General features: G+C 67.8%; 12 protein-coding genes and 1 tRNA gene. 4 read left to right on the forward strand and 9 right to left on the reverse strand.

Annotation, left to right across the window (positions count from 1 at the left end; genetic code table 11):
- Positions 1-82 precede the first annotated feature (82 nt).
- Positions 83-158: transfer RNA gene (locus tag VN779_RS00225), tRNA-Arg, on the forward strand.
- Positions 159-656: 498 nt separating this feature from the next.
- Entirely contained in the window at positions 657-1382 is a 726-nt protein-coding gene (locus VN779_RS00230; RefSeq protein WP_325718920.1) for a GNAT family N-acetyltransferase, read from the forward strand.
- A 141-nt stretch (positions 1383-1523) separates the two neighbouring features.
- Here VN779_RS00230 and VN779_RS26250 read toward each other — a convergent pair whose 3' ends face one another.
- The 3 genes from VN779_RS26250 to VN779_RS00240 form a co-directional block, all read right to left on the reverse strand.
- The gene (locus VN779_RS26250) at positions 1524-1724 is read right to left on the reverse strand and encodes an RNHCP domain-containing protein (RefSeq protein WP_349260567.1); all 201 of its coding nucleotides are present in this window, start codon (positions 1722-1724) and stop codon (positions 1524-1526) included.
- A gap of 337 nt (positions 1725-2061) precedes the next feature.
- A complete protein-coding gene (locus VN779_RS00235; protein WP_325718922.1) occupies positions 2062-2304 on the reverse strand; it encodes a hypothetical protein in 243 nt (80 codons plus the stop codon).
- Positions 2301-2816: an ATP-binding protein gene (locus VN779_RS00240; protein WP_325718924.1), complete on the reverse strand. Its 516-nt coding sequence runs from the start codon at positions 2814-2816 to the stop codon at positions 2301-2303. The genes VN779_RS00235 and VN779_RS00240 overlap by 4 nt, the downstream gene beginning before the upstream one ends.
- Before the next feature lie 123 nt (positions 2817-2939).
- Between VN779_RS00240 and VN779_RS00245 the strand changes: the two genes are divergently transcribed.
- Together VN779_RS00245 and VN779_RS00250 are read left to right on the forward strand one after the other, a co-directional pair.
- Positions 2940-3722 carry a GntR family transcriptional regulator gene (locus VN779_RS00245; RefSeq protein ID WP_325718926.1) on the forward strand — a complete coding sequence of 261 codons (783 nt, stop codon included), beginning with the start codon at positions 2940-2942 and terminating at the stop codon, positions 3720-3722.
- Positions 3723-4508: a hypothetical protein gene (locus tag VN779_RS00250; protein WP_325718928.1), complete on the forward strand. Its 786-nt coding sequence runs from the start codon at positions 3723-3725 to the stop codon at positions 4506-4508.
- A 1-nt stretch (position 4509) separates the two neighbouring features.
- Here the strand turns inward: VN779_RS00250 and VN779_RS00255 are convergent, their stop codons facing one another.
- The 6 genes from VN779_RS00255 to VN779_RS00280 form a co-directional block, all read right to left on the reverse strand.
- A complete protein-coding gene (locus VN779_RS00255) occupies positions 4510-6333 on the reverse strand; it encodes a potassium channel protein (RefSeq protein ID WP_325718930.1) in 1824 nt (607 codons plus the stop codon).
- A 55-nt stretch (positions 6334-6388) separates the two neighbouring features.
- Entirely contained in the window at positions 6389-7525 is a 1137-nt protein-coding gene (locus VN779_RS00260) for an alpha/beta hydrolase (protein WP_325718932.1), read from the reverse strand.
- 22 nt (positions 7526-7547) lie between these two features.
- Positions 7548-8582: a hypothetical protein gene (locus VN779_RS00265; RefSeq protein WP_325718934.1), complete on the reverse strand. Its 1035-nt coding sequence runs from the start codon at positions 8580-8582 to the stop codon at positions 7548-7550.
- A 5-nt stretch (positions 8583-8587) separates the two neighbouring features.
- The gene (locus VN779_RS00270; RefSeq protein ID WP_349260568.1) at positions 8588-9391 is read right to left on the reverse strand and encodes an ABC transporter ATP-binding protein; all 804 of its coding nucleotides are present in this window, start codon (positions 9389-9391) and stop codon (positions 8588-8590) included.
- A gap of 73 nt (positions 9392-9464) precedes the next feature.
- Positions 9465-10484: an ABC transporter permease gene (locus VN779_RS00275; RefSeq protein ID WP_414639537.1), complete on the reverse strand. Its 1020-nt coding sequence runs from the start codon at positions 10482-10484 to the stop codon at positions 9465-9467.
- 53 nt (positions 10485-10537) lie between these two features.
- Positions 10538-11241, reverse strand: a 704-nt coding sequence (locus tag VN779_RS00280; RefSeq protein WP_325718942.1) for a hypothetical protein, incomplete at its 5' end; no start/stop codon positions are given.

Here is an 11241-nt window from a genome sequence, read left to right on the forward strand (position 1 = left end):
TGCGCGCCACGGAGGTGTGACCCGAACTGGCCTGACCCGGCATCCCATGTCGAATTTCAGACCAATTTCCAGACACATCCCAGCCCACGTAGCTCAGGGGATAGAGCACCGCTCTCCTAAAGCGGGTGTCGCGCGTTCGAATCGCGCCGTGGGCACCACCCTCCACCAGGGACGCAGCAACCAGAAGCCCCAGACCTTGATACAGGTCCGGGGCTTCCGTAATCGCCGCCGCATGAGCTCCTTCAGCGTTGCTCCGGTCTGGACCGCGATCGTCACGCCCGTCTGCCGGAGATCGTGAAATCGGACTTCGACCAGGCGGGGCGCCGAGCGCGCCGCCAAGTACGACCCGGCCTCTCGCCGAGTGCGTGGCCATCGTTCCTTTGCGTTCGGATGGCTTCCCCTCTGCCTCGTGATCCAGGGCGGCTGCAACCCGTCAACCCCTCGCCGCCACGCCCCGCTGCACCCGCAGTCTCCTGCGCGAGGAGCTGATTGAACCCGGCCTCAAGGCCCCGGACCCGGCGGCTACGGAGAAGCCGCCCGGAATGGTCGCAGTACGTGTCAGCTTGCTGAACTCGATAATTCAGTTGTCGATGTCCGGCGAGCGCTGGAAACTGCCGCACGTGGGAGCTGACCGAGCCGCGCGAGGAGCAGCTGAGGTGTTTTCGCCGGTCGTCACCGACTTTTGGCGCGCGACCTTCTCGGGCGAAGAACTCTTGCCGCGCGGTGCGACCTTCACCGTTGCGGTCAACGCCGAGTTGAGCGAGGACCGTCGGGTCATGGTGCTGCGCACCGATGACGGCACGGTCAAGGCGGTGCTTACGCCAGCGCTGGCCGACGCGGTGGGGTTGTCCCAGCTGCGGCCGCAAAGCGAGGCGCAGCTGCGTCAAGCCTTGGGCGAGGCCGGTGTGGCGCTGTATGCGGCGGACAACCTGTTCTACTTCTCCAGGGACGCTCTGGACAGGCTGCTGGGCGAGGCGGCGCATCCCGGTGTTCGGCAACTGTCGGAAGCCGACGCCGCACTATTCGCCCAGTTCCAGGCGTCGGCGCCGGAGCAGGACCGCGACGACGCCTACGTCGAACTGGATCATTGGGCAGTCTTCGGCGCCTTTGCGCAGGACCGCATGGTCGCCGTAGCCAGCATGTACCCCTGGGGCGGCGCGCGGATCGCGGATCTCGGCGTGCTGACGCTGCCCGCGTTGCGCCGACGCGGTCACGCCCGAGCCCTGGTACGGGCCCTGTGCAAACACGCCGCGGAGCAAGGGTACGAACCTCAGTACCGGTGCCAGCTCGACAACCATGCGTCCCTCGCCGTGGCCAAGGCCGTAGGACTGACGCACTTCGGAACGTGGGAAGTGGTCTCTCCCGACTCCCCAGTCGACTGAGGGCTTGAGAGCCGGACGGCAAGTCAATGGGTTACTGTTGCCGAAGAATCGAGGCTAATGCGGCCGTGAGCAACGTCCGCTCCGTGTGTTCTGACGCCGCGGTACCTTGAGGCAAGCTGTCCGACTTGGCCACAAGCAATGTTATTCGTCACCTTGGAACTGTTGGAGTGGGAAGGGCGGCATGGTCAGCGGCAGGGCTGCAAGGCGCAGCAGCAGGAACGGGTTGTCGTCGCCAGCCGTGCGGTTGAGCCGCATACGCCCACAGCTGAGGCAGCGGTGGATCAAGACCCAGCTACCCTTTCCGCGTACCGTCACCGCGATCGGCTCCCGCCTGCCGAACATTCGGCTTTCCGGTCGCCGGGGGCGTTGCGGTCGAGGTACCTGGACCCAGGTCTTGATACGGGTCCGGGGCGTCGAGATCGAACTTTGATATCAGCACTCGGACGCCCTGGCCGAGACGCACGGGCGAAGGCGCGGTCAGGCTTAATGGCGGGCTAGGTCGGTGGGCAAGGTCTGGATGCCGCGAAGTGGGCGGAGGGTCGACGTGATGTCGTGAATATCGCGACCGGGTAGAACGCCCGGCGCCGTGAGTGCGTTGGTTAGGGGCAGCGCAGTTCCGCTGGAGCCGTTCGGGGTCGGCACGAAATCGTGCGTCGAATCGCGTGGGAATTGGAGAACATCAAACAGCCGGATGTTCGTCGGACCGATGGGCCGGAATGGGCGCACAGGGGATCACCGTGCAGCGGACGAGGCGCACGGTTCCGTCGGAGCTCAGCGACCAGAAGCCGAAGCCGGATTCGAGTTGGCCATCGAGGCCTGATTCGGGGTGGTCGAGGGCTTCGTCGTAGAGCTGCTGCGCCTGGTCGGCGGTGATGTAGTCAGCGGTGATGCCTGCACGGATGAGGAGATAGGCGTCGTTCACGGGGCGCTCGCGATGGTTGGGCGGCCGGATGGGTGCAGGGCGGGGGTGGAGGCGGAGTCGGGCCATGTGAGTTCCGCCCACCAGACTGCGTGATCCGGGTACCTGCTGTGGCCCCACTTGTCTGACGCAGCCGTCACGATCGCGAGGCCGAAGCCGTACTCCTCGGCCTCGGCGGCGCGGTCACGGGCGCGGTCTTCTTGGTGCATGGTTGTCCAGGGGTGCATGAGAGGGGAGAGAGGTGGGGGTGGCGGTGGTGGCGGCGTCGACGGGGGCGGGTAGCCGAATGGACCGCCGTCCTTGACCTCGATGCGGACGCGGCCGGGCGTGAGGTCGACGGTGAGCTCGAACTGGCCGCCGCGGGAGGTGGAGTGGCGGATCGCGTTGATGGCGAGCTCTGAGACGATCAGTTCCGCGTCATCGGCGCGCGGGTTGTCGGGCAGCAGCGCGCGGACGGCGATGCGGGCCACGGCGACCATGCAGGAGAAGCCGGGCAGCGTGATCGAGATGCGCATGGTGGTTGCGGTCCCCCCGCGGGCCGTGGGACTTGCTCTCTAGGGAGCTTCACCCTAGAGAGCTTGCGGCCTCCCTATAGAGCCAGTCAAGCTGTCCACGCCGACATTCGACTCTCCGGCGGGGTGAGACCGATCACCAAGCGCAAATACGAGATCATCGCGGACGATCTGCGGGCGCGGATCATCGACGGCAGGCTGCCTCCCGGCGCGCGCTTTCCAACCCTGGCCGAGATTCAGGAGGACTACGCCGTCGCCGAGGGCACCGCCTTCCGAGCGGCGAAATTGCTGTTCGACGAGGGTCTCACCGACACCAGGCCCGGCGCGGCGACCCGGGTGCGCGGGCGGCCGGAGGTGATCCGTCTCGTGCGCGCGTGGTACCTCGACCCGCCCTCCGGCTCGCCGTGGCACGCCGAGATGGCGGCGCAGGGGCGCGTTGGAGCGTTCGAGGCGCACTCGGAAACCGCGACCGCTCCGCCTGCGATCGCCGAGCGCCTGGCGATCGCGACGGGCGACTCGGTGGTGCGCACCGCGTACAAGTACACCGCCGACGCCAAGCCGACGTTCATCGCTACCAGCTGGGAACCGCTCGGGCTCACCGGCACCAGCGCCGCGCAGACTCCAGAAGGCGGTCCGTTCGGCGGCTGGGGCATCATCCGGCGGCTCGCCGAGGTCGGGATCACGGTCAGCCGCGCGGTGGAGGAGATCGTCCCGCGCACGCTTACCGGGCCCGAGGCGGACATCCTTGGCCTGCGGGCCGGCATCGCGATCATCGTGATCGAGCGGACGCACTTCGCCGGGGACAAGCCGGTGGAGACCGCTGACATGGTGGTTCCGCCGCCGTACCGGCCGCGGTATGAGATTCCGGTCGAGATGGTGGAGGACGCGGAAGAGATGGGTGTGGAGTAAGTGGGTGAGGACGCGCGGGTTCTGTCGATCGTCACGCCGATCCTGGACCCGCGACCTGACTACTTGATGCAGGCCTACGAGTCGTTGGCCGGCCAGGAGATGCCGGGCGGTTGGGAGTGGGAATGGGTCCTGCAGGAGGACGGCCGTACCGGTGAGGTAGCCCGGTTACTGCCGCCGGATCCGCGCGTGCGGATCGGCACGGGCCGGCCACACGGTGGAGTGGGTCAGACCCGGAATATGGCGTTGGCGCGTTCGCGCGGGGAGTTGGTGAAGGCGTTCGACGGGGATGACGTGATGGGGGAAGGGGTGTTGGAGCGGGATATTCGAGTACTGAGTGATGGAGGGGGTGGGGGTGATAGAGGGGACGGGGTGAAGTGGACGACGTCGCGGGCGTTGGATTTGTTGCCGGACGGCTCGACTGTCGCGTCGGCGCACGATCCGGAACCGGGGCGGCTGGAGCCGGGCGTCGTCGCGGATTACTGGCGCTCGCATGGATATCGGCTGCCGGTGCATGGCGTGACGTTGTGCATGCGGCGCTCGTTGCTGGTCGCGCTTGGTGGCTGGATGGGCGTGCCAGGGTCAGACGACACGGGGTTGCTGATCGCGGCGAGTGTCGTGTCGCCGGGATATTTCCATGGCGAAGTAGGGCTCTACTACCGCAAGTGGCCGGGTCAGGTCACGGCGCAGGCGGCGCACACGCAGCCGGATGAGTGGAATGCGCGGATGAGGTTGATTGAGGAGAGGGGGGAGGCACTGCGGCGGATGTGGGGGATGGAAGAAGGGTGAACTAGGAGACGCGGCTGGTGTGGCGGCCCAGGCCTGCCCGGGTCGCGAGCAACACGTATTTGTCCCCGTTTTCGAGGCGGCGGGCGTGATCCGGTCGCCATTGGTACTCATGGGCGTGCTTTGTGCGGACAGCTATGACGCGCACCTCCCCGGGAACCTCGATGTCGTGCAGTCGTCTACCGATGAGCCCTGATTCGTCGTCGGCTACGAACTCTGCGACGAGGACGACATGGCGATAAACCGAGAGCGTGCCGAGCACTTCGCGGCCCATGAGCGCTGCGGCGAAGGCTGGGGCAGCGAGGTAGGAGACGGATCGTGAGGCCGCGTTGGTGAAGGTGCGATAGACCTGCGTGGCGAAGTCGTCGTCGAAGAGGCGCAGCACCACGCGCACGTCCGGAGCCAGGGCCCTGGCTTCCAGCGCCGCCTCCAGGTTCGCCGCGTCGTCGCCGGTGAGGGCGAGCACGGCCCGGCACCGGTGGACGCGGGCCTTGCGCAGTTGGTCTTCCAGCGGCGCTTCTCCAGTGAGCACCGGCAATTCCATGCTGCGGACCGCGGCGATGCCGCGCGCGGTCGGATCGCGTTCGATGCACACGACCGGGATGCCGATCTGGTGAATCAGGGTCGCGACACGGATGCCGACATTGCCGAGCCCGAAGACGACGACGTGACCACGCACGCCCGCGCTCGGCTGCCGGGCGATGCCGGCCCGGCCGCGCGCGATGACATCCAGCATGATCGCGGTGATCGCCGGGATGAACATGATGCCGCAGAACGTGGTCACCACCTGCGCGACCCGCTGCCACGCGCCGCCGGTCTGGCTCTGCTGCCCGAAGACGTCGGGTTGCGCGGCGCCGGCCATGTCGAGCAGCGTGTCGTAGATCGCCCAGGCAAAGTGCTGATTCAGATACCAGACGGTGAAGAAGGACGCGAGGACCGCGACGAATGCGCCGAGGAAGACTCGGCTCAGTTGAGTGGCGCCGAGCAGTCGACGCAAATCGACGAGGCGCCACCGCAGCCGGGAGATCCAGGACGGCGTGTGCGGACGGACGCCGTCGAGGAAGCGCAGCACAGCGCGGGTGCCGGGAGGGAGGATCGGAGAGGTGTCGGAAGACGGTTCAGGATCGGATGGGAGGGAGGAGGGCAGGTGCGAAGGGGAAACAGGGATGGAGGTCGGCAGGGAAGCGTTGGGCGCGATGGCGATGGCGGGTTCGCGGGTCACGCCGCTGATCCAGGTGGCGGCCGGGCCCGGTGCGTCGGGGAGCAGCCGCATGCGGGTCAGGTCCTGCTTGTCGATGCGATCGGCGATCGTGCACAGGAAGTCGGCCGACTCGCCCTCCGCGCCGATCTCGACGCTCACCGACTTGCCGCCGACTTGCACCGAGTTGGGCCGGCGTAGCGCCGCGTTGACGAACGCCGGTGCGGCGGTGGCCGACCGGGAGAGAGCGGCGCAGTTGTTCAGCAGCCGTTCGACGTGCTTTCCGAGGCGCTGGTTGTAAATCCGCAGCACCACGCGGATTTGCGGGTTGATCGCTTGGGCGCGCAGCGCGGCGTGGATGTTGGTCTGGTCATCGCCGTCCACGAGTGCGATGCCGCGCGCCGTGGACACGTCGGCGGACCTGAGCACTTCCTCGGTGATTGTGGGTATTGCGATGACCGAATCCCGGCCGAGGATCTTCGTGATCTGCGGCGCGTGGTCCCGCTCCCGGTTCGGCACGATCGCGACGACGGATACCTCGTAGAGCTCGGTCAGTTCGACGACGAGACGGTGCGCGAGTGTGTTGGCGCCGCAGACTATGTAGTCAGGTCCCCGCCCTCGATCCGGCATGATCCTGATGGTAATGGCAGCGCGTGGAGACCGGAGACGGCCAGCCGCCCGCCGATCAGCTCGCGCTCGCGGCCAGATGGCTGCTGAGCCATTGCAGCGCGGCGGGAACCTCGGCGTTCCAGGTGTTGAAGTTGTGGCCGCCGGAGGCCCGGACCAGCGTCGACACGCGCATCGGGCTCTTGGCGTCGCGGGCGAACTGCATCGTGGGCCCGTAGTTCGACTCGCCGGTGCGGCTGGTGGTCAGCAGCGCGGCGATCGGCGGGGAGGGGAGATGCTCTATCCGCCACAGCAGGTCGTTTTGCCGGCGGAACACGGGATCGCCGCCGTAGAGGTCGCCGGTGGTCCCATCCTGCAAAGCGTCGAAGTACCCTGACAGGCTCGCCGCGGCCGAGAACCGGTCGGAGTTGAGCATCGCCAGCTTGAGAGCGCAGTATCCGCCGGTGGAGTCGCCGACCAGACCCCAGCCCGACGCGTCCTGGCTGACCCGATAGGTGCGCTCCACGGCCGAGGTCACGTCGACCGACCAGAACTCGCCGGCGCGCGGGCCGCCCCCGGCCACGTCGGTGCACTCGGTGTCGCGACCGGAGATGATCATCGGCGACATCATCACCAGCACCATCGGTTTGTCCTGGCCGGCGTTGATGCCGTCGACCAATCGGGCCGGGTATCTCAGCAACGTGACGAGCTTGGTGACGTCGCCGGGGTAACCGCTGGACACGATGACCGTCGGAAACAGGGTTTTGCGATAGCTCGCCTGGAAGTACTGCGGCGGCAAGTAGATCAGCGCGTGCGCGGACAGGCCGGTCAGCTGGCCGCGCACGGTCACGTCGTCGAGTCTGCCGCCTCGGGCCGGGTCCGCGCCCCCCGGGATCGGCAGCGTGCCGTGGCTATTGATGGTGATGCCCGAACCGTTCTGCGCGGCGCCGAGCGGCGATGGGGCGGAGACGGCGTAGTGGCCGGTCGCGACGCTGACCAGATCGCGCCAGGAGCCATAGAAGCCGAAGTAATTGTTCGCGGCGGCCAGGACCGTGGCGAGCAGCAGCACCTGCGTGACGGCGAGGGCACCGGCGCGTCCGGCGAGCGAGCGCGGGCCTTGTGCGGCGAGTCTCGGCCAGAAGCGGACCACGGCGACGAACCCTGCGACGGTCAGCGCCGCGAGCAGGATGAGGAGGGGAAGGCCGGTCAGGCTCATGACTGTGTTCTCAGCTGGGGTCTCATGATTGCGGCGCGCCGTTTTGGAGGGTCTGCGCGAGCCAGTCGAGCGTCTGGAGTTCGTCGGCCGGACCTGGCGCGGACATGGCCTGAAGCGGCGGGCGAACCGGGCCGAGTATGGCCTGCGGGGGTTCGCCGGTGGCCGCGAACAGCAGGCGGCTCGGCGGCGCGGGATAGTTGCGCAACCACCAGGCGGGGTCGGCCGGCGAGTCCGGTGGCCCGGGGTGCTGCCAGCGGCCGAAGACGGCGGCTGCCGAGTATCGTCCGGCGTCCTCGAGAGCGAGCGCGATCGCGCAGTCGCCGCCGTTGCCTGGACCGCCGCCCATGACTCCCCATGCCGCCGGACTTAGCCGAACGCGGTAAGAGTCGGCGACTGCGGTGCGTAGGTCCTGGCCCCAGAACTGCTCGGCTGACGCGGCGTCCGGCTCGCTAACGCACGGAATGTGGCGGTGGTGATCACCGTGCACTATGACAACCACGGCCTGCGGCGGTGGCTGCTTTCCGGACATCAGGTCGGAGGAAAGGGTGGCGACGCCGGGGTCTGACGTGTCGTCAACGACGATGGCCGGGTAGTAGCGGCGACCATCGGCGGGCGCGTAGTACTCCGGCGGGAGGAAGACCTCCAGTCCGGCGGTTATGCCGCTGCGCAGTCCAACCAACGTGGTGTTGACTTCCGTGGCTTTCGGTCCACTACCTGGGCTCTGGCTCGTCTGGGAGGCCGGAGTCGCGGTCTTGCCCGCTTGCAGTTGGGCCGCGTTGACGTCAGGCCGTACGACACCGGAGTCCTTGAGCTGATAACGCTGCGAGCCGACGCCGAACAGGTCGCTCCACGACGTATAGAAGCCGAACAGGTCGTTCGTCAGCGCCGCGACGGCCAGCAGCACCGTGATTTGGGTGGTCAGCAGCAGCCCGATCCGACCAGCCACCGGGCGCGGCCCACGGCCGGCGAGCCGCGGCCAGCGCCAGATCGTCAGGCCGCAGGCCGCCAGCGCGAGCAGGCCCAGGATCACGAGGAAGAGCTTGCTCGTGACGCCCATGGCCGTTAGCCGTTGCTCCAGGCCTCGTAGGCCTCGGTGACCTCGTCGACATCGCCGTCCATCCGGATCAGCCCGGCCTCCAGCCAGATCACCCGGTCGCAGATGTCGCGCACCGAGTTGATCGAGTGGCTGACCACGAACACGGTGCCCGCGTTGCGTCGCAGCTCCCGGATGCGGTTCTCGCTGCGCCGCTGGAAGCCCGCGTCGCCGGTGGCCAGCGCCTCGTCGATGAGCAGCACGTCGTGCAGTTTGGTGGCGGCGATGGAGAAGCGCAGCCGCGCGGCCTGGCCCGCCGAATAGGTCTTCATAGGGCGCAGCGAGGTGTTCGGGGACTTCTCGTCGATTCCGGAGAAGTCGATGATCGACTGGTACTTCTCCTTGATCTCGGTCGGGTGCAGGCCCATCGCCAGGCAGCCGAGCACGACGTTGCGCTCCCCGCTCAGGTCGTTCATGAGCGCCGCGTTCACGCCGAGCAGGCTCGGCTGGCCGTCGGTGTACACGCCGCCGACCTTCTCGGCCGGCAGCAGGCCCGCGATGGCGCGCAGCAGGGTGGACTTGCCGGAGCCGTTCGAGCCGATCAGGCCGATCGACTCGCCGCGGCGCGCCACGAAGGAGATGCCCCTGATCGCGTGCACGTCGCGCAGCGCGTCGTGCTTGCGTCGGTGGATGATCCGGTTGAGCGCGCCGGTCGCGGAGCCGCGGGTCGCGCCGCTGCCGCCGTAGACCTTGTAGTGCACGTGCAGGTTGTCGACGACGACGGTCGGCGAGTTCTTGGCGGCCTCGGCGCGGCGCTTGGACCGGCGGTCCAGGACCTCGTCGCGGGTCAGCTCCTCGCCGTCGACCACGATGAGGTCGGTCGCGGTGGAGGAAGCCTTCTTCTTGTCAGCCACGGCCGTACGTCTCCTCACCCTGCCAGAAGTACAGGTACCCGCCGATCCCTACGACCAGCGCCCAGAACACCAGCCACAGCCAAGCGTGCGGGGGCAGGAACATCGCGCTGGCGTTACCGGCCGCGATCTTCGGGTCCTTCGTCGCGGGAACCGTGATCAGCTGGTTCCGGATCACCTGGATGAACAACAGCGGCGGGTTGTGGTCGAGGATCCACAGGAGCGGACCGGGCACGTGGTGCTTCCCGAGCATGATCTTGATGCTGTAGAAGACGCCTGAGGCGTACATCCACGTGCGCAGGACGAACGGCAGCAGCTGGCTGGTGTCGGTGAGGATCGCGCCGAAGCGGGCCACGACGAGGGCCAGGCCCGTGTTGAACACGAACTGGAGGCACAGCGCCGGCACGATCAGCAGCCAGTGCCAGGTGATCGCCTCGCCCTGCGACAAGGCGACCGCGAAGAGGATCACCATCGCGATCAGCAGCTGCTGGAGCTGGATGATGGTGATCGCGATCGGCAGACTCGCGCGCGGGAAGTACAGCGCCCTGATCAGGTTGAGGTTGTCGCTGATCGCCCGCGAACCGTAGAGCATCGCGGTCTGCATGAAGTTGAAGATGAAAACGCCTGCGACCAGGTAGACGATGAAGTCCGGAATGCCCTGCCTGGTGCCCAGCAGCACGCCGAAGATCAGGTAATACACCCCGACGTTGAGGATCGGGGTCAGCACCTGCCACAGCTGGCCGAGCCGCGAGCCGGAGTAAAGCGCCTGGTTGCGCGCGGTCGCCCAGGTGACGATGAAGTGCCTGGCCACCCACAACCGGCGCGCGTACGCGATCGGATTCGGACGCGCGCCCGCCACCGCGAGGCTGTACTTGGCCGCCATCCCGGAGCCGCCGAGTTCATTGAACTCGGGATCGACCGCGGGCAGGCTGACGTCGCCGGGGTCGGCGCTCTCGCGCTGCGGTCCGGCCGCCACTGTCTGTGTGCCGCTCACTTCGACTCTTCTCGCCCTCATCGCCTTACTAGTCTGACTGACCAGGCCCGCTACCCGGTTGCCTCCGCGCGCCGTCAGATGATGGGCGGCCGGCCTAGCTTGGTCATTTGCCAGACAGTACGCCATCGCATGGGATGCCGCGGTCCGGCGTCGCTGCGCACTCCCTCGGCGAATCCCGCCAGCCACGGACGCAGCGCCGACAAGTCGCGATTGCGGGCCACGGTCAGCCCGAACCAGACCGCCAGGTAGACCGGGACCAGCGGCCACGGCAGGTTGCGCTTGGCCAGCCAGACCCGGTTGCGCGCGACCATCCGGTGGTAGGTCGCGTGCCGGGTCGGGGAGGTCGTGGGGTGGTGCAGCGTCAGGTCGGCCCGGTACTCGATGGTCCAGCCCGCGTCGAGCGCGCGCCACGCCAGGTCGGTCTCCTCGTGGAAGAGGAAGAATTCGCCGGGCAGCAGGCCGACCTGCTCGAGCACGGCGGTGCGGGTCGCATTGGCGCCGCCGAGGAAGGTGGTGACCGGTGAGGAATGGTTCGGATCGCCTACCCGCACGCGCGGCACGTGACGGCGCTGGACCGTGCCCGTATCCGGATCGGTGATGCGGAAGGACACGATGCCTAACCGCGGGTCAGCGGTGAAGGCGGCGCGGACCTTCTCGGCAACCTGATCGCCGTCAAGCGACCCGTCGTCGTCGAGGGTGAGGATCACCTCGGGCCGCTGCTCCGGCGGCAGGTCGAGCAGCACGCGGTAGCCCGCGTTGCGGCCGGCCGGGATGCCGA

Origin of the sequence: Actinocrinis sp. (assembly GCF_035605935.1) — a bacterium.
Lineage (GTDB): Bacteria > Actinomycetota > Actinomycetes > Streptomycetales > Catenulisporaceae > Actinocrinis.

What these genes read in the sequence shown, in the direction of transcription:
- VN779_RS26250 (WP_349260567.1), bottom strand. Translation starts at nt 1,724, where the DNA reads ATGTTCGGCAGGCGGGAGCCGATCGCGGTGACGGTACGCGGAAAGGGT.
- VN779_RS00240 (WP_325718924.1), bottom strand. Translation starts at nt 2,816, where the DNA reads ATGCGCATCTCGATCACGCTGCCCGGCTTCTCCTGCATGGTCGCCGTG.
- VN779_RS00255 (WP_325718930.1), bottom strand. Translation starts at nt 6,333, where the DNA reads ATGCCGGATCGAGGGCGGGGACCTGACTACATAGTCTGCGGCGCCAAC.
- VN779_RS00260 (WP_325718932.1), bottom strand. Translation starts at nt 7,525, where the DNA reads ATGAGCCTGACCGGCCTTCCCCTCCTCATCCTGCTCGCGGCGCTGACC.
- VN779_RS00265 (WP_325718934.1), bottom strand. Translation starts at nt 8,582, where the DNA reads ATGGGCGTCACGAGCAAGCTCTTCCTCGTGATCCTGGGCCTGCTCGCG.
- VN779_RS00275 (WP_414639537.1), bottom strand. Translation starts at nt 10,484, where the DNA reads ATGAGGGCGAGAAGAGTCGAAGTGAGCGGCACACAGACAGTGGCGGCC.